Origin of the sequence: Streptomyces rishiriensis, assembly GCF_003112535.1 — a bacterium.
Lineage (GTDB): Bacteria > Actinomycetota > Actinomycetes > Streptomycetales > Streptomycetaceae > Streptomyces > Streptomyces rishiriensis.
The window spans coordinates 364,722-387,484 of the sequence record NZ_BEWA01000003.1; the positions used below are offsets into that span (position 1 = coordinate 364,722).

Here is a 22,763-nt window from a genome sequence, read left to right on the forward strand (position 1 = left end):
CGAAAGGACCCCCACTCCATGTCCCGTCGTACCGCTCTCACAGCCCTCGCGGCCCTGTCCCTGAGCGCCGGACTCGCCGTCGTCCCGCCCACCCCGGCCCAGGCCGCCACGGTCGTGGTCAGCAACTCCACCGCCCTGTCCAACGCCGTCAAGAACGCCACCGCGGGCACCGTCATCCAGGTCCGCGGCGGCACCTACTACCCGACGGCCACGCTCCAGTCCACGGCCGACGGGACCTCCTCCGCGCCGGTCACCCTCACCGCGTACGGCTCGGAGACCGTGAAGATCGACGGCTCGTCGCTGCCCGCCGGCGCCTGGATCTTCAAACTGACCGCCGACTACTGGAACGTCTCCGACATCACCTTCCAGAACTCCCCGGACAGCGCGGTCGTCTGCCAGTCCTGCACCGGAACCGTCTGGAACGACATCAAGACCATCGACGGCGGCGACTCCGGCTTCACCCTCACCGGCGACGGCACGGTGAACAACACCGTCAGGAACATCGACTCCTACGGCAACTACGACGCCGCGAACCACGGCGAGAACGCCGACGGGATCGCCGTGAAGTTCGGCTCCGGCGCCGGCAACCTCATCACCGGGGCCCGTCTCTACAACAACGCGGACGACGGGATCGACTTCTGGTCCTTCTCCTCGCCCGTCACCGTCGAACACACCTGGTCCTTCGGCAACGGCGTCAACCGCTGGTCCGACCCGGCCTTCGCGGGCGACGGCAACGGCTACAAGCTGGGCGGCGACGGCGAGGTCGTCGCGCACGTCGTCAACAACTCGGCCGCCTGGGGCAACGCCGGAAACGGCTTCACGGAGAACTCCAACACCGGCGCCCTGGTCCTCAACCGCACCACGGCCTACGCCAACGGCAAGTGGGGCTACTACTTCGCCACCAGTGCCGCGAGGCTCGGCAAGAACCTCGCCGTGAGCAACGGTGGCGGCTCGGTCAGCAAGGGCTCGAAGGTCACCTCGTCCGGCAACAACTGGGACTCCGGCGTGTCGACGCCCGCCTTCAGGTCGACGGACGCGAGCAGCGCCTACAACGCCCGCGGCGCCGGCGGGACTCTGCCGGCGACCACGTTCCTGACCACCGGGTCGACGACCATCGGCGCCACCATGAACTGAACCCGCCGGGGCGCTTGACCCGTTTTTTGCCCGACGGGTCTCGCGCCGACGGGGGTGACGCGCGTAGAAACCTCTGTCATGCATAAGTCACTGCGCATCGCGGCCGTAGCCGCAGCCTGTGCCGTCGCCGGCGCCGCCCTGTACGGCGCCGGCGCGGCGACGGCCGGCCAGTCCACGGCCGACTCCACCCACGAGCCTTACAACATCGGGTTGTTGGTGAAGGACATCGACACCTACTACGGCACCGCGCCGGACGCGAACGGCGTGTACCAGGCCTCGCCGACCAGCCCGTACGCCCAGGACCTCGCGAGCATCGACAAGGCCGCGAGGAAGTACATCGACAAGGCGGCGCGCAAGGCGGTCCGCAAGGGCGAGAAGCCCGCGGTCGTCTTCGACGTCGACGACACGCTGCTGCTCAGCCTCGACTACGAGAAGCGGTACAACTACACCTACAACTCCGCCACTTGGGCGGCATACGTGAACAAGGCCGACCGCCCGGCCGTGTTCGGCAGCCCCGAACTCGTGCGGTACGCCCAGAAGAAGGGGGTCGAGGTCTTCTACAACTCGGGCCTCGCCGAGGCGCAGCGCTCCGCCGCCGTCGAGAACCTGAAGAAGGTCGGCGCCGACGTCAACCTCGACGCCGGCCACATGTTCCTGAAGAACGCGGCCGCGCCGCCGTCCTACCTGAGCGCCTGCGCCACCCCGGGCGCCTGGACCTGCACGACCGTCCAGTACAAGTCCGGCACCCGCAAGCACATCGAGGACGACCTCGGGTACGAGATCATCGCCGACTTCGGCGACCAGTACTCCGACCTCGACGGCGGCTACGCCGACCGCACGTACAAGCTGCCGAACCCGACGTACTTCGTCGGCTGAGACCGGCGTGCGGGGGACCGGTCCGTCCCCCGCACCGCTCGCTCAGCGCCCGTCGTCCCGGGAGGCGAAGCCACCGCCCACGGAGCTCTGCCGGCCCTCCGACAGACCCGAGATCGCGTAGGCGTCGTTCCTGGCGTCCCGGCCGCCGCGGCCGTGGTTGTACTGCCCGGCGAACACCCACGCGCCCTCGGGGACCGTCCGGCCCTCCTTGAGCACCCAGGTGTAGACGAGGAAGCCGTCCTGCTCGGCCACCGTGAGCGTGAAGTCGTCCTCGGGCAGCGAACGCCAGGCCCCCGTCGAGGAGACGCCCCCGGTCTGCGCCACCTTCAACTGCACCGTGAGGCGTGTGAGCTGCTCGGACGTCTTGAGCGTGACGTCGCTCTGCGCCCAGAAGTCGTTGCTGTGCGGGTCGACCGAGCCGTCCGACCACAGCGGGCCGTCCTGGGTGTGCTCGGCCGCCGGCAACAGGGTGGCCGCGGGCGCGGAGGGCGTCGCCCCGGCGCTCTCCGACGGCCGGGCGCTGGGCTTCGCCGGGTGGTGCGCGCCGCCCCCGGAGCCCGGCGTGGCCCCGGGCGAGGCGGGCGGACGGCTCGTGGCGTCCGGGGATCCGACCGGCGGTGAGGAGACGGAGACCGTCTGCTGCGCCGGAGCGTCGCCCTTCACGGCGGACGCCACCGCGTAACCGCCGACCGCGAGCATGCCCGCGACCGCGGCCGTGGCCCCCACGATCCGCGTCCAGCCCCACAGGGGCGGCCGGGTCGCCCGGTGGTCGGCCCGCCGGCCCTGGCCCTGTGCCGCCATCCCGCGCTCGACCCGCGCCAGGATGCGCGCCCGGTCGGGCTCGTGCGCCTCGGCCGCTCCGTGCAGCCGGGCGCGCAGCTCGTCGTGCACGTCCCGCTGCATCGTCATCGGTCCCTTCCCGAGGCCGAGGCCTCACCGGTGCGCACCATGGCGGGCACCTTGAGCTGAGCTCCCTTGGCGCCGAGCAGTTTCTGCAGCTCGGCCATTCCCTTCGAGGTCTGGCTCTTCACCGTACCGACCGACACCCCGAGGGCGAGAGCCGTGTCCTTCTCCGAGAGGTCGAAGGCGTGCCGCAGGACCACACAGGCCCGCTTGCGGAACGGAAGTCTACGCAGCGCCGACTGCACGTCCACGACTCCGGCGACGTCCGGGTTCTCCGTCTTCTCCTCGCGCTGCGACCAGAACAGCGCGATCCTGCGGCGCTCGCGCACGGCGCTGCGGATGCGGGTGCGGGCGAGGTTGGCGACGACGCCACGGGCGTAGGCCACCGGGTGGTCGGCCGCCCGCACCCGGTCCCAGCGGTTCCACAGCGCGAGCAGCGCGTCCGCCGCCAGGTCGTCGGCGGCGTCGGCCTCACCGGTCAGGAGATGGGCCAGGCGCGACAGCTCGGCGTAGTGGCGGTCGAAGAAGGCGTGGAACTCCACCGAGGCGGCGTCGTCGACGACTGTGCCCACGGGTGACCTCTTCTCGATGTGCCTGTGCGTGTCATGTGAATGACATGGGGATGCCCCGGGGAGGTGGTCGGGGCGAGATCGGGAAGCGTAGCAGTGGTCTACGGCCCGCTTCAGTACGGGGGTTCGAACATGATGTGACAGCTCGAACGTCCTCGGAGTCCGATTCCGTAACACGGCGAAAACCTGAGGCCGGTTCAACGAGGGAACAATCCAGCCAGCATCCGCACACCGACCGTTCAGGCCCCGAGGAGTACAGCCATGTCCGAGACGAAGAAGACGGCCGCCCGGCCGGACACCGCGCCACCCGCGGTGAACGGCGTCGACCGGTTCTTCAAGATCTCCGAGCGGGGATCCACCGCCGGCCGGGAGATACGCGGCGGCTTCGCCACGTTCTTCACCATGGCCTACATCCTTGTCCTGAATCCCCTCATCCTGGGCAGCGCCAAGGACAAGTTCGGGCATCAGCTCGACACCGTCCAACTCACCACCGCCACCGCCCTGGTGGCCGCCGTGATGACGATCGTCATGGGCGTCGGCGGCAATCTGCCCCTCGCGCTCGCCGCCGGGCTCGGCCTCAACGCGGTGGTCGCCTTCCAGATCGCCCCGCTGATGAGCTGGGACGACGCGATGGGCCTCATCGTGCTGGAAGGCCTGCTGATCTGCGTCCTGGTGGTGACCGGGCTGCGCGAGGCCGTGATGCACGCCATCCCGCAGTCGCTGAAGCAGGCGATCAGCGTCGGCATCGGTCTGTTCATCGCCTTCATCGGCTTCGTCGACGCCGGTTTCGTCAGCCGGATCCCCGACGCCGCGCACACGACCGTCCCCGTGCAGCTCGGCGCGACCGGCACGCTCGGCGGCTGGCCGGTTCTGGTCTTCTGCCTCGGCGTGCTGCTCACCGTCGGGCTGCTCGCCCGCCGGGTCAAGGGCGCGATCCTGATCAGCATCGTCACGATGACGCTCCTCGCGGTGGTCATCGACTCGCTCGCCGACGTCAAGTCCTGGGGCCTGACCACGCCGTCGTGGCCCGACAGGATCGTCGACGCCCCCGACTTCGGGCTCATCGGTCACTTCAGTCTGTTCGGCGCTTTCGGCGAGACCGGCGTCGTCACGGTCGTGCTGCTGGTCTTCACCCTGATCCTGTCGGACTTCTTCGACACCATGGGCACCGTGGTCGGCATCAGCGCCGAGGCCGGGCTGCTGGACGAGAAGGGCGACGTGCCCCGCCTCGGCCGGGTCCTGCTCATCGACGGAGCGGCTGCGGTCGCGGGCGGCGCGGCCTCGTCGTCCTCCGCCACCTCCTACATCGAGTCGGCCGCCGGTGTCGGCGAGGGCTCGCGCACCGGGTTCTCCAACCTGGTCACCGGCTCCCTGTTCGCTCTCGCCCTGTTCCTGACGCCGGTGCTGACCATCGTCCCGCTCCAGGCGGCCGCCCCGGCCCTCGTCGCCGTCGGCTTCCTGATGATGACCCAGGTCAAGGGCATCGACTGGGAGCGGTACGAGATCGCCGTCCCGGCGTTCCTGACCATCGCCGTCATGCCCTTCACGTACTCGATCACCAACGGCATCGGCGCGGGCTTCGTCGCGTACGTCGTCATCAAGACGGTGCTCGGCCGGGCGAAGGACGTCCACTGGCTGCTGTGGGGGGCCTCGGCGCTGTTCCTGGTGTACTTCGCGATCGACCCGATCGAGCAGGTCCTCGGAGTGAAGTGACCTGACCGACGGGCTACTTCTTCAGCGCCGCCTCCATCATCGCCCTCGCGACGGGGGCGGCCAGCCCGTTGCCGCTGACCTCGGAACGCGCCGCGTCGGACTGTTCGACCACGACCGCCACGGCGACCTCCTCGCCCGAGGAGCCGGACTTGCCGTACGACGTGAACCAGGCGTAGGGGGCCTTGCTGTTGTTCTCGCCGTTCTGGGCCGTGCCCGTCTTGCCGCCGACGGTGACGCCGTCGATGAGCGCGTTGGTGCCGGTGCCCTTCTCGACGACCGTCTGCATCGCCGACTGCAGTTGCTCCGCGGTGGAGGAGCTGATGATCTGCGTGCTCGACGCGTCGTCGTCGTAGTCCTTCAGCACGTTCCCGCCGCCGTCGGTGACCTGCGAGACCATGTGCGGCGAGACCAGCTTGCCGCCGTTGGCGATCGCGGCCGACACCATGGCCATCTGCAGCGGGGTCGCCGTCACGTCGAACTGGCCGATGCCGGTCAGCGCCGTGGACGACTTGTCCATGCCGGACGGGTACACGCTCGTGTACGCCCGCACCGGCACGTCCAGGCTGTCGTCGTCGAAGCCGAACCGGTCGGCCATCGCCTTGAGCTTGTCCTGCCCGAGCTGGACCGCCATATGACCGAACACGTTGTTGCAGGAGTACTGCAGCGCCACCCGGATCGTGGCGTTCTCGCAGGGCGCGGAGGCGCTCTCGTTCTTCAGGGGCGTCCGGGTGCCCGGCAGCATGTAGGGGTTCACGCTGTCCGTCGGCACGTCGACCGACTTGTACAGCCCGTCCTGCAGTGCGGCCGCCGCCACCACCAGCTTGAACGTCGAGCCCGGAGCCAGCGGCTGCCGCAGCGCCCGGTTGACGAGGGGCTTGTCGGAGTCCGTGGTCAGCTTCTTCCAGGCCGTGCCGGCGGTGTTGGCGTCGGTCAGTGACGAGGGGTCGTACGACGGCGTCGACACGATCGCGAGGATCTGCCCGGTCTTCGGGTCGATCGCGACGGCCGCGCCCTTCTTGTCGCCGAGGGCGTGGTACGCCGCCTTCTGCACCCGTGGGTCGATGGTGGTGATCACGTCACCCGGGTCGGCCCGCCGGTTCGTGACCGTGTCCAGCACGGTCTTCAGACGGGGGTCCGTGCCGTTGAGGACGTCGGCGTAGATCCCCTCCAGCTGGGTGGGCGCGTAGGCCTGCGAGGCGTACCCGGTGACCGCCGCGTACAGCGCGCCGTCCGTGTACGTGCGCTTGTATCTGAGGTCGCCGCCGGAGGTGGCGGCCGACCCGGTGATCGCCTTTCCCGCCACGATGATGTTCCCGAGCGGCTCCGCGTACGTCTCGATCGCGTTGCGCCGGTTGCTCTTGTCGTCCGCCAGCGCCCGGCCCTCGTAGAACTGCACCCAGGTCGCCCGGAGCAGCAGGGCGAACACCAGCAGCAGCGCGAAGACCGAGGCGCGCCTGATCGTCTTGTTCATCGCGATGAGAAGACGAACGGAACCGAACCGATCGTTCCCGTCCCTCCGGTTTTCTCATCGTCCGTTCATCTGGGGCCGGCTCAGGTCTCCAGCCGCAGCACGATCTCCTCGGTCTCCCGGCCGCGCGCGTTCGCGAAGCCGGCGGCCCGGGCGGTGGGCCGGAAACCGCACTTCGCAAGGACGCGCAGCGAACCGGCGTTGTCGGCCGCCGCCCGCGCGAACAGCGGACGCTCCCGGACCTCGGACAGCAGGGCCGCCAACGCCTGCGTGGCGATGCCCCGGCCCCAGTACGCCCGGTCCACCCAGTACGTCACCTCACGCTCGCCCGGCTGCCCGTACACCGCCGCGCTGCCGACCACGTCCCCGTCGGCCAGGATCGTGCGCAGCACGTCTGACGAGGCGCGGATCCGCTGCCAGTGGGCGTCGAAGGCGTCCCGGTCGGCCGGGTCCTTCGGGGTGAACGCGGCCATCTCGAGGGACTCGGGGTCGTTCATCTGCCGGAAGAACACCGGCAGATCGCTGTCGTGGACCCGGCGCAGGGCGATCGGCATGCCCCGAAGCCTACGGCCCCTCCCGCGTCCCCCGCCTCACAGCCGCCGGGTCGCCAGCGTGAGCCGGTCACGCGCGTCGAACAGCGCGTCCTTCACCATCTGCTCGTGCGCCGGCGTGAGCCTGGCCACCGGCACCGAGCAGCTGATCGCGTCCCTGGCCGGCGTGCGGTAGGGGATCGCCACGCCGAAGCAGCGCAGACCCAGCGTGTTCTCCTCGCGGTCCACCGAGAAGCCCTGCTCGCGGATCTGGTGCAGCTCCTCGATGAGCTTCTCGCGGTCCGTGATGGTGTGCTCCGTCAGCGCGGGCAGCGACTCCGGCAGCATCTTGCGGACCTGCTCGTCGGAGTAGGTGCTCAGCAGCGCCTTGCCGAGGGAGGTGGAGTGCGCGGGCAGCCGGCGGCCGACCCGGGTGAAGGGCCGCAGGTAGTGCTGCGACTGGCGGGTGGCGAGGTAGACGACGTTGGTGCCGTCGAGCCGGGCCAGGTGGATGGTCTCGGTGGTGTCGTCCGAGAGCCGGTCCAGGGTCGGGCGGGCGGCGGCGACCACCTCGTCGCCGTCGATGTAGGAGGTGCCGACCAGCAGCGCCCGCACCCCGATGCCGTACCGCGTGCCCGTCGCGTCCGTCTCCACCCAGCCCAGCTCCACCAGGGTGCGCAGCAGCATGTAGAGGCTCGACTTGGGGTATCCGACGGCCTCCTGGACCGACGCGAGGGAGTGCATTCCTGGGCGGCCGGCGAAGTATTCCAGCAGCTCAACCGTCCGCACCGCGGACTTGACCTGCGCTCCGCCCCCCGTCTCGCCAGCCGACATCGCCCTTGACCCCTTCGTTCGACGGGAAATACGCTCCGACAGCATATTCATCATCAGAGACAGCGTTCAGTATATCGAACGACCCTGGTGGATGAGCCAGTACCAAACGTGGAGGGACCCGCGGTGGCAGCAGCACCAGTCTGGAGTGTCGACCCCCGAACCGGGAAGCAGCGTGAACAGGTTGCGGTGGAGGCCACGGCCCAGGAGGTCGACGCCGTCGTCCGCGCCGCGCATGAAGCGCGCGGCTCCCTCGCGGACCGTACCGTCCGCGCCGCCTTCCTGCGCTCCGCCGCCGACCGGCTGCAGGCGGCCAGGGAGACGCTCGTCGAGGTGGCCGACGCGGAGACCGCGCTCGGCCCGGTCCGCCTGAACGGCGAGCTGGCCCGCACCTGCTACCAGCTGCGCGCGTTCGCCGACATCGTCGACGAGGGCGCCTTCCTCGACATCGTCGTCAACCACCCCGACGACACCGCCACCCCGCCCATCCCCGACCTGCGCCGCTACAAGGTGCCGCTCGGCGTGGTGGCCGTGTACTCGGCGTCCAACTTCCCCTTCGCCTTCTCGGTCGCGGGCGGCGACACCGCGAGCGCGCTGGCGGCCGGCAACCCGGTCGTCGTCAAGTCGCACCCCGACCACCCGGGCCTGTCCGAGCTGGTCGCCAAGGTGGTGCGCAACGCCGCCGCCGAGCACGGCATCCCGGCGGACGTGCTGGGTCTGGTCCACGGCTTCGAGGCCGGCGTCGAGCTGATCAAGCACCCGCTGGTCGCCGCGGCCGGTTTCACCGGCTCGATCCGCGGCGGTCGGGCCCTGTTCGACGCGGCCGCCGCCCGGCCGACGCCGATCCCCTTCCACGGCGAGCTGGGCTCGCTGAACCCCGTCGTGGTGACCGAGGCGGCCGCCGCCGAGCGCGCCGAGGCCATCGGGACCGGGCTCGCCGGGTCGATGACGCTGGGCGTCGGTCAGTTCTGCGTCAAGCCCGGCCTGGTGCTGGTGCCCTCCGGCGCGGCCGGCGACGGACTGGTCAAGTCGCTCACGGACGCGGTGAGCGACACCGACGCGGGCGTGCTGCTCGACCACCGGATGCGGGACAACTTCATCGCCGGGGTCCGCGAGCGCGCGGAGCTGGCCGACGTGGAGTCGCCGGTGACGCCCGGCGCGGGCGGCGAGCACACCGTCAGCGCGGGCTTCCTGACCGTGCCCGCGGCCCGGCTCGCCGCCGAGGGCGAGCACGACCTGCTCCTGGAGGAGTGCTTCGGGCCGGTCACCGTGGTGGCCCGCTACGAGGACGAGGACGAGGTCAGGGCCGTGCTGTCGCGGCTGCCGGGCAACCTCACGGCGACCGTCCAGCTGTCCGAGGGCGAGGCCGCCGGCGAGGGGCGCGGCGGGGAGATCCTCGCCGAGCTGACGCCGCTCGCCGGGCGGGTGCTGGTGAACGGCTGGCCCACCGGCGTCGCCGTCGCGCCGGCTCAGCACCACGGAGGGCCCTACCCGGCCACGACGTCGACCTCCACGTCGGTGGGCGGCACGGCGATCGAACGCTGGCTGCGGCCCGTCGCCTACCAGAACACCCCCGCCGCGCTCCTGCCGGTCGAGCTCCGGGACGAGAACGAGCTGGGCCTTCCCCGGAGGTTCAACGGGCGTCTGGAGCGGTAGCGCGCAGCGCTCCCCGCGCCGGCGGCCTCACCCCGATAATCAGGTCATGGACGTTTCGCTTCCCGAACTGCCCTTCCCTCTGCGCACCTACGGTCCCGACGGGCACTGGTCCCACGAGGACGGGGTGCTCACCGGGTGGGCCGGGGCCCGGCAGGACCGGTTCGTGCCGCCCACCGGCGACGGGGTGGAACCCGCCGCCGACGCCCCCCGGCTGCTGGGGGCGCCGGAAGGCGACTTCCAGTTGATCGCACGGGTCACCGTGGGGTTCAACTGGGCCTTCGACGCGGGGGCGTTGTACGTCCACGTCGGCGAACGGGCCTGGGCCAAGCTGTGCCTGGAGTACTCCCCGGACGTGGCCACCGTCTGCACGGTGGTCACCCGGGGGCACTCCGACGACGCCAACTCCTTCACCGTGGAGGGCAGTTCCGTCTGGCTCCGGGTGAGCCGGACCGGCCGAGCCTTCGCCTTCCACGCCTCCCGGGACGGCTGGCGCTGGACCTTCGTCCGGCTGTTCACGCTGGGCGAGGAGAAGGAGACCGGCGCGGCCCTGGTCGGCTTCATGACGCAGTCGCCGATGGGGGAGGGGTGCGTCGTGACCTACGACCACCTGGAGTTCCGGCCCGACTGGCCGGACGACCTGCGGGACGGCAGCTAGTGTCCCGGTCCGGAGATCCTGTCGCAGTAGCGGCAGATGCGGTCGATGGTCTGGTCTGCGGTCTTGGTCCACTTGAAAGGCCTGGCCTGCTCGTTCCAGGTCTTGATCCAGTTCTCCAGGGCGGTCTCCAGCTCGTCGTGTGAGCAGAACACGCCGCGTTCGAGGCAGCGCCGCTGGAGTTCGGCGAACCACCGCTCGACCTGGTTGATCCAGGACGAGTAGGTCGGTGTGAAGTGCGGCTCGAACCGGGGATGGGCCAGAAGCCACTTGTGGACCACCGGCGCCTTGTGGGCCGAGAGGCTGTCGCAGATCACGTGGGCCGCCAGGCCGGGATCGGTCTGGCGGTCGATCTCGTCGAGGAAGTCGCGGAAGTCCACGGCCCGGTGCTGCGCGGACAGCCTCCCGATCACCTTGCCGGTGGCGGTGTTCAGGGCGTCGGTGATGGTGCGGGGCACGCCGGGACGCGGCTCGTCGGACAGGCCGTCGAGACGGCGTTGCAGGAATCTGGTCCGCCACCGGCTCACGGTCCCGCGATCGGTGTCCAGCCGCGCGGCCACCGCGGTGTTGTTCAGCCCGTCCGCGCAGGCCAGCACGATCCGTGCCCGCTTGGCCAGACCCTGCGCGGTGGTCCGCCGTTTGGCCCACCCCTGCAACACCAGCCGCTCGTCCTCGGACAACACCAGCGGTTGCAGCCTGCTGTCCCCCATTCCTCCAGCAGACCGCAGCCACCAGCCGCTGTCACCGCCCGAGCCGAAATCTGAAACGAACCGCGACTCACGTGGCGAGACGTGAACTCAAGACCAGATCACCAGGTGCTGTCCGCCGCCGGGCTCAGACGCGGTCGGCCGCGATCAGGACGTACTGGAACGAGCCGTCCCGGTAGGACTCGATGAACGCCTCCTCGATCCCGGTGACCAGCGACGACGTGGCCCGCAGCTCCCAGTAGGGCAGGGTGTCCGCGGTGAGGTCCACGATCGTGTGCGGCACGAGCCGGTTGTCCGCCATGGCCCGCAGATACTCGCGGCGGGAGTGGATGTTGCACTCGAAGTGGGCGTTGATCCGGGAGACCCACTTCGACGGCTGGCCGTAGCGGGGGTTCCAGCAGCCGGTGATCGTCACGTACCGGCCGCCCGTCTTCAGGAAGCGGGAGTGCTCGGCGAACAGGTCGTGGAGGTCGACGTACATGGTCGACTCGTTGTTCCACGAGGCCGTGACGCTGCCCTTGCCGAAGGGCGTGTCGAGCATGTTGCACACGCGGGAGCGGACGCGGTCGTCGATGCGCAGTTCCCTCGCCCGCCTGTTGCCGAAGTCGGCCTGGGTGGCGGACAGGGTGACGCCCTCGACCCTGCAGCCGAAGCGGCGGTGGGCCATGACCATGGACCCGCCGCGCCCGCAGCCGGCGTCGACGAGGGTGTCGTCGGGACCGACGGGGCCGAGGTGGTCCATGAGGAACTCCGCCTGCGCCGACTCCAGCCGGTGCAGCTCCGCGACGAGCTTCTTCTCGTACTCGCTGTGGGCCGGGTCGCCGAGCGCGGCGTGGTCCACGGCGCCGATGCCGTAGTGGTGGTGGTAGAGGCCGTCCACGTCGCCGAGGCGGAGGTTGACCGGCCGTGCCTCGTTGTTCCAGTAGCGGGCGATGTCCTCCTGGTAGGCCGTCGCCGGGGCCGGGATCTTCGCGGTGGCGGTGGGGGTCGTCTCAGTGGTCACAGAAGAAGTCCGTTCCTTACCAGAAGTCGGGCAGGCTGTAGCGGTAGGTGTTGGTGCGGTGCCAGTCGTGGTTGCCGTCGACCCAGGCGGCCACGCCCTTGAGGAAACGCAGCACGGGGGGCAGGGGGCAGGCCGCCGCGAGCTCGGCCGCGGCGGCCTCGAAGGCGTGCTGGAGCTCGTTGTGGACCTCGACGGCCTTCAGATAGGCGTCGCGCTCGGAGAGCCCCTCGCGTTCCGCGATCACCACCGGAAGGTTCAGGTGGTGGCCCGGGCCGTCGAGTTCCTTGGTGTACGAGTAGAGGTCGTTGACGATGGTGGTGGCGTTGCCGGCGAGCGCGATGACCCGTTGCGTCTCCGGCCGGGCGTGCAGGTCGGCGGGCAGTTCGTAGCCGCCGACGGTGTCGGTGATCGTGGGGCAGGGGCGGAAGTTGTTGAACTGGCGCATCGCCAGGTACTCCCACACCTCCGGGACGTGACCGGTCTGCGCCCAGGCGGCCTCGGCGAGATAGCCCATGTGCAGCCGGGCCATGTCGTGCCGGTAGCGGTCGGCCTGCGAGGGCGAGGCCGCGCGGACGAAGTGGTCCATCGCGCTGCGGTAGGCCCGGCGCGGGGCGTCCGACGTGAGGGATTCGCGCCAGGCCGGCGCGTACTGCGCGGTGGTGTGGAAGGGGTCGAGCGCGGTGTGCGCCAGGAGGAGACGCCCGCCGAGGCCGACGGGCGACCCGCCGTGGTCCTCGCAGTAGCAGTCGTCCAGCGCGTTCTCCGCGACCATGAGCCGCGTGGCGAGCATCAGGTGGTCCACCGTCGGTGCGTCGGGGTGGCAGCCGACCATGTAGCGGCCGACGGAGAAGCCGTCGAACTGCCCCTCCCACTCCTCGGGATAGAGCTGGACGTCGTCCTCGGCCCAGCGCTTGATCCGGCGGCTCACCTCCTCGACGCGCGCGGGGTCGGGCTCCGGGACGGGATGGTGGTAGAGACCGGGGACGGCTCGCCCCGCGGCCGGAGCGGGCGCCGGGGACGGCGGGTCCGGGAGCCGGGGTGCGGGCCGGCCGGCCAGGGAGAGCGAGGTCGTGCCCAGCCCGGTGGGTCCGTGCGGGATCCCGCGGAGGGGGGAGCCGGCCGCGGCAGCGTCGGGCGCGTCCCGTACGGCGCGGACGGGCGCCGGGGGCGAGGGTGTCGGCGGTGGCGGGCCGGGGAGGGTGACCGGCGGATGCAGTGCCGCCAGAAAGCCGGACGCGGTCGGCCTGACCGGAGGGGCCGGCGTGACCGGCCTGACCGGAGGGGCCGGCGTGACCGGGAGCGCCGGTGCGAGGGCGTCCGGCAGCGCTGTGGGCGGCGTCGGCCGCCGCTCAGGGGGAGATGACCCTACGGGCCTGGAGTCGGGCATCGGCGGCTCCTTGCTGCGGTGGGACGGGCGCCCCGTCGTGCGTGGGGCGTCGGACGTGGACCTGCGACGGACCGGTGGCCTCAGCGCGGCCTGGGGGCGATCTGCACGTTCTCCATCACGCCGAGGGCGTCGGGCAGGAGCACCGCGGCGGAGTAGTAGGTGCTGACGAGGTAGGAGGTGATGGCCTGGGCGTCGATGCCCATGAACCGCACGGAGAGCCCCGGTTCGTACTCGTCGGTCAGCCCTGTCCGCCGCAGGCCGATGACGCCCTGGTTCTTCTCGCCCGTGCGCATCGCGATGATGGAGCTGGTCTGCTGCTCGCTGATCGGGATCTTGTCGCAGGGCAGGATGGGGACCCCGCGCCAGGCGGGGACGGACTGCCCGTCGAGTTCGACGTGGTCGGGGTAGAGACCGCAGGCGGTGAACCCGCGTCCGATGGCGGCGATGGTCCTGGGGTGGGCGAGGAACATCCTCGTGCCGCGCCGGCGGCAGAGCAGATCGTCCATGTCGTCCGGGGTCGGCGGGCCGGAGCGGGGCTGGACGCGCTGCTTGAGGTCGGCGTTGTGCAGCAGCCCGAACTCGCGGTTGTTGATCAGCTCGTGTTCCTGACGCTCACGCAACGCCTCGACGGTGAGCCTGAGTTGCTCCTCGCTCTGGTTCATCGGCCCGTTGTAGAGGTCGGCGACCCGGGTGTGGATCCGCAGCACGGTCTGTGCGACGGAGAGCTCGTACTCGCGGGGCTTCAGCTCGTAGTCGACGAAGGTGCCGGGCAGGTCGGCCTCGCCGACGTGACCGGCCGACAGGGCGATCTCGGCCTCGCCGTGCTTGTTCTGCCGTCGCCGCGCGCGGGAGCCGAACGCGTCGACATGGGCCCGAAGGCGGGGCACGCAGGCCTGGACGGCGAGGAAGTCGGCACGGGAGAGCGTGAGCAGGGTGCCGGAGGTCTCGGCGGTGACCGTGCAGTCGTGGCGGGCTTCGCCGTCCGACAGCGCGTGCTCGCCGAAGTGGTCGCCGTCCGCGAGCACCGCGACGGCGATCTCTCCGCCGTACTTGCCCTCGGAGGTCCGGCTGACCCGGCCGCGGGCGATCAGGTGGATGCGGTCCGCGGGGCTGCCGCGCTCGACGAGGACCTCGCCCGCCGCGAAGTCGCGCTGCGCGCAGCGGTCGGCCAGGGCGGTCAGGGCTTCCGTGTCCTCGAATCCGCGCAGGAGGGCCAGTTCACCCAGCTCCAGGGGGATCACCCGGACCGTGGCGCCCTCCTGGACGAACTCGATGCGCCCGTCGCCGAGGGTGTGGCGCAACCGCCGGTTGACCCGGTAGGCGCCGCCCTCGGCCTCGACCCAGGGCAGCATCCGCAGCAACCAGCGGGAGGTGATCGCCTGCATCTGCGGGGCGGACTTGGCGGTGGTGGCGAGGTTGCGGGCGGCGGCCGTGCTCAGGGACTGCTGCGGTGCGGCGGGCGGGGTCTGGGCTGCCGGGATGCTGTCGGCGGACATCGGCGGGCTTTCTCCTTGGACGACGGGTCGTCCGGCGCACACGGGTGCGCCGACCGGGAGACAGGAGGGCAGGAGGACAGGAGGACAGGAGGGCAGGAGGGCAGGAAGACAGGAGGGCAGGGAGAGGGGGAGAGGGGAGGCAGGGAGGAGGGGGCGACGGGCGGGAAGGATCACGGGAATCCGTCCGCCTGCAGAAAGCTAGCCGCTGGACCGGCCGCCTCCACCGGGGAGACGGGATGCTTACCCCGAAGCGGTGACAATCGGTTGAATGCGGTTTATCGGTCCGCGAGGTGGCGTCGCCCCGCCCTCGCACGCTTCGGCGGGCCGGGCGGTCCGGAACCGGCGGGACGGCCGTCACGTCCTCACCTGCATGATCGGAGAACGCGTCACGGGACGCCGGGTGATCCGCACCGCCGTCCCCGCCGAGGTCGAGAGCATCACGGCGCTGCACGCGCGCGCCAGGGCGACGTACTACCCGGGCGGGATCCCGCAGGACGGCGTCGACTGGCCGGCCGCCTGGGGCGCGGCCATCGAGCGGCCCGACGGCCAGGTGCTGTGCGTCGTCGAGCGGGGGCGCCTCGTGGGACTCGCCTCCTTCCGCACGCCGGAGGGAGCGCCCGCGCACACGGTCAAGCTGTTCCAGTTCCACGTCGACCCCGACCACTGGCGTACGGGGATCGGCACGGCCCTGCACACGGCCTGCGTCGAGCAGTGGAGGGCCGACGGCCGGCGCACGGCCGTGCTCGACGTGCACGTGGACAACCGGCGGGCCCAGGCGTTCTACGCACGTCAGGGGTGGTCCGCGGATCCGGGGGACCCGCCCGCCGAGGGCGACCACCACCTCTGGCTGAGGTACTCGGTGCCCGGGGAATGATTCGAGCTGTTTGAAGGTTCATCCACCGGGCGGAGGGATTCTCCGCGTCACCGGTACGACCTGGAGAGAGCCGAGACATGCGCGTCGAGATCTGGAGCGACATCGCCTGCCCCTGGTGCTACGTGGGCAAGGCCCGCTTCGAGAAGGCGCTGGAGGCCTTCCCGCACCGCGACCAGGTCGAGGTGGTGCACCGGTCCTTCGAGCTGGACCCGGGCCGCGCCAAGGACGACGTCCAGCCGGTGCTGGCGATGCTGACGAAGAAGTACGGGATGAGCGAGGCGCAGGCGCAGGCCGGCGAGGAGAACCTGGGCGCGCAGGCCGCCGCCGAGGGCCTCGACTACCGCACCCGCGACCGTGACCACGGCAACACCTTCGACATGCACCGCCTGCTGCACTTCGCCAAGGAGCAGGGCCGCCAGGACGAGCTGATCCAGATCCTGTACCGGGCGAACTTCGCCGAGGAGCGGTCGCTGTTCACCGAGGGCGCGGAGCGCCTGGTGGAGCTGGCGGCCGAGGCGGGGCTGGACGCCGACGCGGCCCGGACGGTCCTCGCCGACCCGGCCGCGTACGCCGACGAGGTCCGCGCCGACGAGCGGGAGGCCGCCCAGCTCGGCGCGAACGGTGTGCCCTTCTTCGTCCTGGACCGTGCCTACGGCGTCTCCGGAGCCCAGCCAGCCGAGGTCTTCGCCCAGGCCCTGACCCAGGCGTGGGGCGACCGCTCGCCGCTGAAGCTGATCGACGACGGCGGCGCGCAGGCCTGCGGCCCGGACGGGTGCGCGGTCCCCCAGCAGTGAGCCCGGCGGTGAACTCGCAGATCAGAGCCGATCTATAAGCGTTGCTTAGGAAAATCACGCAAAAATCGGCGATGGACGAGAGATTCCGCGAGGCCCACAGTGGGAGGCATGGACACCTTCGAGAGCCTCGTCAGGGCCGAGTTCACCCCGAAGACCACCTATCTGAACACCGCGAGCAACGGCCTGCTGCCCGCCCGCGCCGTCGCCGCCCTGCACGAGGCCGCGCTGCTGCGGGCCGAGGGCAGGCCGTTGACCCCGCTGCACGAGGACGTCGAGGCCTGCCGGGCCGCGTACGCCCGGCTGGCCGGCGTCCCGGTCGCCCGGGTGGCGCTGGGCGCCTCGGTCGCCGCCCACACCGGCCTGATCGCCGCCTCGCTCCCCGCGGGCGCGGAGGTGCTCACCGCCGAGGACGACTTCACCTCGGTGCTCAACCCGTTCCACGTCCGCGGCGACCTCAAGGTCCGCGCGGTGCCGCTGGAGCGGATCGCCGAGTCCGTCCGTCCCGGCACCGCCCTGGTCGCGGTCAGCGCCGCCCAGTCCGCCGACGGACGGATCGCCGACCTGCCCGCCCTGCGTGAGGCGGCCCGGGCGCACGGCGCCCGCACCTACGTCGACTTCTCCCAGGCCGCGGGCTGGCTGCCGACGGACGCCGGCGCCCACGACTTCTCCGCCGCCGTCTCCTTCAAGTGGCTGCTCGGCCCGCACGGCGCGGCCTTCCTCGTCGTCCCGGAGGACTTCGGCGGGCTGGCGCCGATCCTCGCGGGATGGGTCGCCGGCGAGGAGCCCTGGGACAGCTGCTACGGACCGGTGGCCGAACTGGCCCGCTCCGCACGGCGGTTCGACCTGACGCCCGCCCTGTTCAGCTATGCCGGACTGCGCCGCTCCCTCGAACTGATCGAGGAGCTCGGCGTGGCGGAGATCGGCGCCCACGCCCTCGCCCTCGCCGACCGCTTCCGCGCCGGACTCGCAGCCCTCGGGCGCGAGCCCCTTCCCGCGCCCGGCTCCGCCATCGTCTCCGTGCCCGGACTGGGCTCCCGGCAGGGCGAGTTGGCCGCCGCGGGCGTCCAGGTCTCCGACCGGTCCGGCAACCTGCGCGCCGCCTTCCATCTGTACAACACGCCCGCCGACGTCGACCGGCTGCTGGACGTCCTGTCGGGCTGACGCCCACGGAACGGGTACGACGAGGCCCGCGGCGGGACGCGCGCGCGGGCGGTCACATCACCGGCGTGAAGTCCCGGGCGCCGATGAACTCCGGGCGGCGGATCGGCGCGGCGAACGGTTCCACGGCCGTGTTCTCCACGCTGTTGAACACGATGAACACGTTGCTGCGCGGGAAGGGCGTGATGTTGTCGCCGGATCCGTGCATGGCGTTGCAGTCGAACCAGGTCGCCGAACCGGCCTTGCCCGTGAACAGCTTGATGCCGTAGTCACCGGCCATCGCGGTGAGCGCCTCGTCGGAGGGCGTGCCCGCGTCCTGCATCTGCAGCGACTTCTTGTAGTTGTCCTTCGGCGTGGCGCCGGCGCAGCCGAGGAACGTCCGGTGCGAGCCCGGCATGATCATCAGGCCGCCGTTGGTGTCGAGGTTCTCGGTCAGCGCGATCGAGACGGACACCGTCCGCATGTTCGGCAGACCGTCCTCGGCGTGCCAGGTCTCGAAGTCGGAGTGCCAGTAGAAGCCGCCGGCCCCGAAGCCCGGCTTGACGTTGATCCGCGACTGGTGGACGTAGACGTCCGAGCCGAGGATCTGCCGGGCCCGTCCCACGACCCGCTCGTCGCGCACCAGGGCGGCGAAGACCGGGCTCAGCTTGTGCACCTCGAAGACGGACCGGATCTCCTTGGACTGCGGCTCGACGATCGACCGCTCGTCCGCCCGGATCTCCGGGTCCGCGACGAGCCTCTCCAGCTCCCGCCGGCAGACGGCGACCTCGTCGTCGCCGATCAACTGGTCGACGGCCAGGAAACCGTCGCGCTCGTACGTCTGCAGGTCGGTGGCCGGGATCGGGCCGGGGGTGTCGGGGGAGCCCCAGAGGACGGGGTCCTTACGGGGGACGGACACCTCGGTGGTGCCACGGGTCGGGTAGAGATCGGTCAGGGTGGTCACGATGCTCACACCTCCTCGGGCTCGGTCAGCAGGGGGTAGACGCCGTTCTCGTCGTGGTCCTCGCGCCCGGTCACGGGCGGGTTGAACACGCAGAGGCAGCGGAAGTCCTCCTTGACGCGCAGCGTGTGCCGCTCGTGCCCGTCGAGGAGGTACATGGTGCCGGGCGTGATGGTGTGCGCCAGCCCGGTCTCGTGGTCGGTCAGCTCGGCCTCGCCCGCCACGCAGACGACGGCCTCGACATGGTTCGCGTAGTGCATCGAGGTCTCGGTGCCCGCATACAGAATCGTTTCGTGCAGCGAGAATCCGACCCGCTCCCGGGCCAGGACGATGCGCTTGCTCTCCCAGGTGCCGGACGCCGCCCGCACATGGCGGTCGGTGCCCTCGATCTCCTTGAACGAACGGACGATCACGGTGGTGCGATCCCTCCTGGATAGGTGACGTGGGGGGGTGTGACGCGTGGGGAGGGCGTCAGACGGTCTCGCGCACGGCGCGGGCGAGGATGCTCAGGCCCTCGTCCAGCTCCTCGGGGGAGACGGTCAGGGCCGGCAGCAGTTTGACGACCTCGCTCACGGGGCCGGACGTCTCGATCAGCAGCCCGAGTTCGAAGGCCCGCTTCGCGACCCGGCCGGCCCGCGCCTTCTCGTGGAACTCCAGGCCCCACACCAGGCCGCGGCCCCGGTACTCCTTGACGTCGGCGAGGTTCTCCTCGGTGATCGAGATCAGCCCCTGCTCGACCTGCTCGCCGCGCGTGCGGGTCTGCTTCTCCATCGCGGATCCGTCGGCCCAGTAGGTCTCCAGGGCGGCGGTGGCGGTGACGAAGGCGGGGTTGTTGCCGCGGAAGGTGCCGTTGTGCTCGCCCGGCTCCCACACGTCCAGCTCGGGCTTGAACAGGCACAGCGACATGGGCAGTCCGTAGCCGCTGATGGACTTGGAGACGGTGACGATGTCCGGGACTATGCCGGCCTCCTCGAAGGAGAAGAAGGCGCCGGTGCGTCCGCAGCCCATCTGGATGTCGTCCACGATCAGCAGCATGTCCTGCCGTTCGCACAGCTCCTTGAGGGCCCGCAGCCACTCGGGCCGGGCGGCGTTGATGCCGCCCTCGCCCTGCACGGTCTCGACGATGACGGCCGCCGGCTTGTTGAGGCCGGAGCCCTGGTCCTCCAGGAGCCGCTCGAACCACAGGAAGTCCGGGACCTGGCCGTCGAAGTAGTTGTCGAACGGCATGGGCGTGCCGTGCACCAGCGGGACCCCGGCGCCGGCGCGCTTGAAGGCGTTGCCGGTGACCGCGAGCGAGCCCAGGGACATGCCGTGGAAGGCGTTGGTGAACGAGACGATCGCCTCGCGGCCCTTCACCTTGCGGGCCAGCTTCAGCGCGGACTCCACGGCGTTGGTCCCGGTCGGGCCCGGGAACATGACCTTGTAGGGCAGGTCGCGCGGGCGCAGCACCAGATCCTGGAAGGTCTGCAGGAAGGTCCGCTTGGCCACGGTCGACATGTCGAGCCCGTGCGTGACGCCGTCGCGCATCAGGTAGTCGATCAGCGCCCGTTTCAGCACCGGATTGTTGTGCCCGTAGTTGAGCGACCCGGCGCCGGCGAAGAAGTCGAGATAGCGGTGACCGTCCTCGTCGAACATGAGGCTGCCCTGCGCGCGGTCGAAGACGGCGGGCCAGCTGCGGCAGTAGCTGCGCACCTCGGACTCGAGGGTCTCGAACACGCTGAGGTCGGGCTGGGTGATGGTCACGACGAAAAGCTCCTGGGTGTGGGGGCGGGGGAGGGCGGGCCGGGGGCGTGGGGGTTCAGAAGGCGAGCGGGCCGATGCGGTACAGCACCTCGGGGTCGTGCGCGCCGTCGGGGAACAGCCCGGCGTCGAACAGCACCTCGCGGGTGACGGCGGCCCCGTGCCGCTCGGCGTACGAGGCGAACAGCCGCTCGGAGGCGCTGTTGCCCGGGGTGATCGTGGTCTCGACGGCGGTCAGCGGGCGCTCGGCGGAGATCCGCGCGGTCAGCCCGTCGAGCAGTGCGGCGGCGAGACCGCGACCGCGGTACGCGCCGTCGACCGCGACCTGCCAGACCAGCAGGGTGTGCGGGTTCTCCGGCCGGACGTACCCCGTGACGAACCCGACCGGCTCGCCGTCCTCGGCACGCGCCACCGCCGAGGTGTCGGCGAAGTCACGGCACCACAGCAGATAGCTGTAGGAGGAGTTCAGGTCGAGGGTCCGGGATTCCTTGGCGATACGCCATAGCGCGGCCCCGTCCGCCACCGACGGACGGTCGATACGAAGGTCTGCTTGTGTGGCGGTCATGCGGATCGAACTTACCCAGCGAAATTCAATAACGCATGGAGAGGCCGTGGTGATTCCGTGATGCCGCTGGTTCGCCTGGCCGTTTCATCCCCTTTTGCACCGCACAAAGAGGTCATATCGCCCGGCTTGTGCAATGCATCACGTGACCGTGATGCACGCGTGAATCTCCGCGTTTAGGGGCGGGAAATCCGGGCAGGAGAACTCGGGCACACCATCCGACCGAAAGCGTTGCGGGAACCGGATAAAGAAAGACCGGAAAGGCCGAGAAAGAAGAAGGGGAATCGGAAGGGATTCGGAAATCACCCCGAATTCACGCTCCGGTCACCCACACCCGGATCAGGCTGATCTCCAGGCGGGGCCGTCGGGCCGGCGAAGATGCGGCCGGTGTCCCCGGGCGACCGCCCGCCGATCAGCTCGCGCCCGCGCGCTGCCTCCCGGCGCCGTCCGCCGGAGGGCCTCAGGGCGTCAAGGCCCCGGGGCGTCAGGGCCCAAGGGTGTGAGGGCCTCAGGGCCCAAGGGTGTGAGGGCCTCAGGGCCCAGGGCTCTTGAGGGCCTCAGGCGTCCTGGCGCCAGGCGCTCTCCACGGCGCGGCGGGCCGCTTCGAGGTCCACGCTCAGCCCGTGCTCCGTCAGCGCGGCCCCGAGGGCGGCCAGGGAGCCCTGCACGGCCCCCACGGTCGCGTCGGCCCCGTAGTGGTTGACCCTGATCATCTCCTTGGCCAGCGCGCCGCCGCCCGCGGCGAGCGGCAGGGTCGCGTCGCTCGCCAGGGCCCGCGCCACGACCTCCGACGCCACGACCCCCGCAGGCGTGCGCAGCGTCGTGGCGACCGGCGCCGCGTCCGCCGCGTCGCGCACGTACGGCTCCAGCCCGCCGCCCAGCGCCACGGCGCCCGCGCGCGTGGCGGCCGCGGCGAAGGCGTGCCGGGCCATCACGGTGGCCGGCCCCTCCGCCTCGATCCGCTCGACGCACGCCTCCAGCGCCAGCATCTCCAGCTGCGCCGGCGCGTGCAGCAGCGCCCTGCGGCCGCCGTCGACCCACCGCTCCTTCCAGTCCAGCAGCGACAGATACGAGCGGCGGGGCGCGTGCGGGTTGGCCGCCATCCGCGCCCACGCCCGCTCGCTCACCGAGACCGCCGACACGCCCGCGGGCCCGCCCATGGCCTTCTGCGCGCCGATCACGCACAGATCCACGCCCCAGGCGTCCGGCAGCACCGGCTCGGCGCCGACCGAGGCGACCGCGTCCAGGTAGAACAGGGCGCCGTGCGCCCGCACCGCCGCGCCGATCTCCGCGACCGGGTTGGTGTTGCCGGTGGCGGCCTCCGCGTGCACCAGCGACACGAAGTCGATCTCCGGGTGCTCGGCGAGGGCCGCGCGGATCTGCTCCGCCGTGACCGCCGTGTGGAAGGGCACCGCCAGATCGATCACGGTCGCGCCGCAGTCCCGCAGCCAGTCGCCGAAGGTCTGCCCGTAGGGACCGGTGATCACGTTGAGGGCGGTCGTGCCCCGACCGGCCGCGGCGCGGATCGCGCCCTCCAGCGGCAGCAGCGCCTCGCCCTGCATGATCACGACGTCCTGCCGGGTGTCCAGCAGCCGCGCCACCCGGTCCTCGATCGAGGCGAAGTGCGCGGCGCTCAGCGGGGCGAGGTCCAGGAACGGGTGGGTCACGAGGGTGCTCTCTTCACTCACGGGGTAGAGGTGACGAGGGTAACCGGCGCCTGCCGAGCCATTCCCACTGCCGACTTCTTAGGTCGAACGGCCCTGTGGCCAT

The 22,763-nt window shown here is 71.0% G+C and carries 22 protein-coding genes; 8 read left to right on the forward strand and 14 right to left on the reverse strand.

The features are described 5' to 3' along the window. Nucleotides 1-18: 18 nt before the first annotated feature. Together Sri02f_RS06465 and Sri02f_RS06470 are read left to right on the forward strand one after the other, a co-directional pair. A complete protein-coding gene (locus Sri02f_RS06465; RefSeq protein WP_109000095.1) occupies nucleotides 19-1,134 on the forward strand; it encodes a right-handed parallel beta-helix repeat-containing protein in 1,116 nt (371 codons plus the stop codon). 78 nt (nucleotides 1,135-1,212) lie between these two features. Then, a complete protein-coding gene (locus Sri02f_RS06470) occupies nucleotides 1,213-2,010 on the forward strand; it encodes an HAD family acid phosphatase (RefSeq protein WP_109000096.1) in 798 nt (265 codons plus the stop codon). Between the two features lie 42 nt (nucleotides 2,011-2,052). On the opposite strand, the gene Sri02f_RS06475 is transcribed toward Sri02f_RS06470, so the two are convergent. Next, nucleotides 2,053-2,919, reverse strand: a complete 867-nt coding sequence (locus tag Sri02f_RS06475; RefSeq protein ID WP_109000097.1) for a hypothetical protein — start codon at nucleotides 2,917-2,919, stop codon at nucleotides 2,053-2,055. Next, nucleotides 2,916-3,485: a SigE family RNA polymerase sigma factor gene (locus Sri02f_RS06480; RefSeq protein ID WP_109000098.1), complete on the reverse strand. Its 570-nt coding sequence runs from the start codon at nucleotides 3,483-3,485 to the stop codon at nucleotides 2,916-2,918. The genes Sri02f_RS06475 and Sri02f_RS06480 overlap by 4 nt, the downstream gene beginning before the upstream one ends. Nucleotides 3,486-3,743: 258 nt before the next feature. Between Sri02f_RS06480 and Sri02f_RS06485 the strand changes: the two genes are divergently transcribed. After that, nucleotides 3,744-5,195, forward strand: a complete 1,452-nt coding sequence (locus Sri02f_RS06485) for an NCS2 family permease (protein ID WP_109000099.1) — start codon at nucleotides 3,744-3,746, stop codon at nucleotides 5,193-5,195. Nucleotides 5,196-5,208: 13 nt separating this feature from the next. Here the strand turns inward: Sri02f_RS06485 and Sri02f_RS06490 are convergent, their stop codons facing one another. The 3 genes from Sri02f_RS06490 to Sri02f_RS06500 all read right to left on the reverse strand — a co-directional run bounded on the left by Sri02f_RS06490 (nucleotide 5,209) and on the right by Sri02f_RS06500 (nucleotide 8,027). Then, nucleotides 5,209-6,666 carry a penicillin-binding transpeptidase domain-containing protein gene (locus tag Sri02f_RS06490; protein WP_109000100.1) on the reverse strand — a complete coding sequence of 486 codons (1,458 nt, stop codon included), beginning with the start codon at nucleotides 6,664-6,666 and terminating at the stop codon, nucleotides 5,209-5,211. 80 nt (nucleotides 6,667-6,746) lie between these two features. Next, a complete protein-coding gene (locus tag Sri02f_RS06495) occupies nucleotides 6,747-7,217 on the reverse strand; it encodes a GNAT family N-acetyltransferase (protein WP_109000101.1) in 471 nt (156 codons plus the stop codon). Nucleotides 7,218-7,253: 36 nt separating this feature from the next. Continuing rightward, nucleotides 7,254-8,027: an IclR family transcriptional regulator gene (locus tag Sri02f_RS06500; RefSeq protein ID WP_069771170.1), complete on the reverse strand. Its 774-nt coding sequence runs from the start codon at nucleotides 8,025-8,027 to the stop codon at nucleotides 7,254-7,256. Between the two features lie 123 nt (nucleotides 8,028-8,150). Here Sri02f_RS06500 and Sri02f_RS06505 point away from each other — a divergent pair, with 123 nt between their 5' ends. Continuing rightward, entirely contained in the window at nucleotides 8,151-9,680 is a 1,530-nt protein-coding gene (locus tag Sri02f_RS06505) for an aldehyde dehydrogenase (NADP(+)) (protein WP_109000215.1), read from the forward strand. A 46-nt stretch (nucleotides 9,681-9,726) separates the two neighbouring features. After that, nucleotides 9,727-10,335, forward strand: a complete 609-nt coding sequence (locus Sri02f_RS06510; protein WP_109000102.1) for a DUF1349 domain-containing protein — start codon at nucleotides 9,727-9,729, stop codon at nucleotides 10,333-10,335. On the opposite strand, the gene Sri02f_RS06515 is transcribed toward Sri02f_RS06510, so the two are convergent. The 4 genes from Sri02f_RS06515 to Sri02f_RS06530 all read right to left on the reverse strand — a co-directional run bounded on the left by Sri02f_RS06515 (nucleotide 10,332) and on the right by Sri02f_RS06530 (nucleotide 14,925). Further along, on the reverse strand, nucleotides 10,332-11,042 hold the full coding sequence (locus Sri02f_RS06515) for an IS630 family transposase (protein WP_109000103.1): 711 nt from the start codon (nucleotides 11,040-11,042) through the stop codon (nucleotides 10,332-10,334). The genes Sri02f_RS06510 and Sri02f_RS06515 overlap by 4 nt on opposite strands. Nucleotides 11,043-11,166: 124 nt before the next feature. Further along, the gene (locus Sri02f_RS06520; protein ID WP_109000104.1) at nucleotides 11,167-12,042 is read right to left on the reverse strand and encodes a geranyl diphosphate 2-C-methyltransferase; all 876 of its coding nucleotides are present in this window, start codon (nucleotides 12,040-12,042) and stop codon (nucleotides 11,167-11,169) included. Nucleotides 12,043-12,058: 16 nt separating this feature from the next. After that, nucleotides 12,059-13,429: a 2-methylisoborneol synthase gene (gene tcp, locus Sri02f_RS06525; protein ID WP_109000105.1), complete on the reverse strand. Its 1,371-nt coding sequence runs from the start codon at nucleotides 13,427-13,429 to the stop codon at nucleotides 12,059-12,061. An 80-nt stretch (nucleotides 13,430-13,509) separates the two neighbouring features. Further along, complete coding sequence (locus tag Sri02f_RS06530) at nucleotides 13,510-14,925, reverse strand: family 2B encapsulin nanocompartment shell protein (RefSeq protein ID WP_109000106.1); 1,416 nt, start codon at nucleotides 14,923-14,925, stop codon at nucleotides 13,510-13,512. A gap of 370 nt (nucleotides 14,926-15,295) precedes the next feature. Here Sri02f_RS06530 and Sri02f_RS06535 point away from each other — a divergent pair, with 370 nt between their 5' ends. The 3 genes from Sri02f_RS06535 (at nucleotide 15,296) to Sri02f_RS06545 (ending at nucleotide 17,754) form a co-directional block, all read left to right on the forward strand. Beyond that, the gene (locus Sri02f_RS06535; RefSeq protein WP_174855595.1) at nucleotides 15,296-15,799 is read left to right on the forward strand and encodes a GNAT family N-acetyltransferase; all 504 of its coding nucleotides are present in this window, start codon (nucleotides 15,296-15,298) and stop codon (nucleotides 15,797-15,799) included. A gap of 77 nt (nucleotides 15,800-15,876) precedes the next feature. Then, entirely contained in the window at nucleotides 15,877-16,593 is a 717-nt protein-coding gene (locus Sri02f_RS06540; RefSeq protein WP_109000107.1) for a DsbA family oxidoreductase, read from the forward strand. Nucleotides 16,594-16,701: 108 nt separating this feature from the next. Next, a complete protein-coding gene (locus tag Sri02f_RS06545; protein ID WP_174855596.1) occupies nucleotides 16,702-17,754 on the forward strand; it encodes an aminotransferase class V-fold PLP-dependent enzyme in 1,053 nt (350 codons plus the stop codon). Between the two features lie 52 nt (nucleotides 17,755-17,806). Here the strand turns inward: Sri02f_RS06545 and thpD are convergent, their stop codons facing one another. The 5 genes from thpD to Sri02f_RS06570 form a co-directional block, all read right to left on the reverse strand. Further along, on the reverse strand, nucleotides 17,807-18,694 hold the full coding sequence (gene thpD, locus Sri02f_RS06550) for an ectoine hydroxylase (protein ID WP_373865074.1): 888 nt from the start codon (nucleotides 18,692-18,694) through the stop codon (nucleotides 17,807-17,809). A 5-nt stretch (nucleotides 18,695-18,699) separates the two neighbouring features. Further along, nucleotides 18,700-19,104, reverse strand: coding sequence for an ectoine synthase (locus Sri02f_RS06555; protein ID WP_069771179.1), 405 nt, complete (start codon nucleotides 19,102-19,104; stop codon nucleotides 18,700-18,702). A gap of 58 nt (nucleotides 19,105-19,162) precedes the next feature. Then, a complete protein-coding gene (gene ectB, locus Sri02f_RS06560; RefSeq protein WP_109000110.1) occupies nucleotides 19,163-20,434 on the reverse strand; it encodes a diaminobutyrate--2-oxoglutarate transaminase in 1,272 nt (423 codons plus the stop codon). Between the two features lie 55 nt (nucleotides 20,435-20,489). Further along, nucleotides 20,490-20,996: a diaminobutyrate acetyltransferase gene (gene ectA / locus Sri02f_RS06565; protein ID WP_109000111.1), complete on the reverse strand. Its 507-nt coding sequence runs from the start codon at nucleotides 20,994-20,996 to the stop codon at nucleotides 20,490-20,492. A 554-nt stretch (nucleotides 20,997-21,550) separates the two neighbouring features. Next, a complete protein-coding gene (locus Sri02f_RS06570; RefSeq protein WP_109000112.1) occupies nucleotides 21,551-22,660 on the reverse strand; it encodes a pyridoxal-phosphate-dependent aminotransferase family protein in 1,110 nt (369 codons plus the stop codon). Nucleotides 22,661-22,763 lie beyond the last annotated feature (103 nt).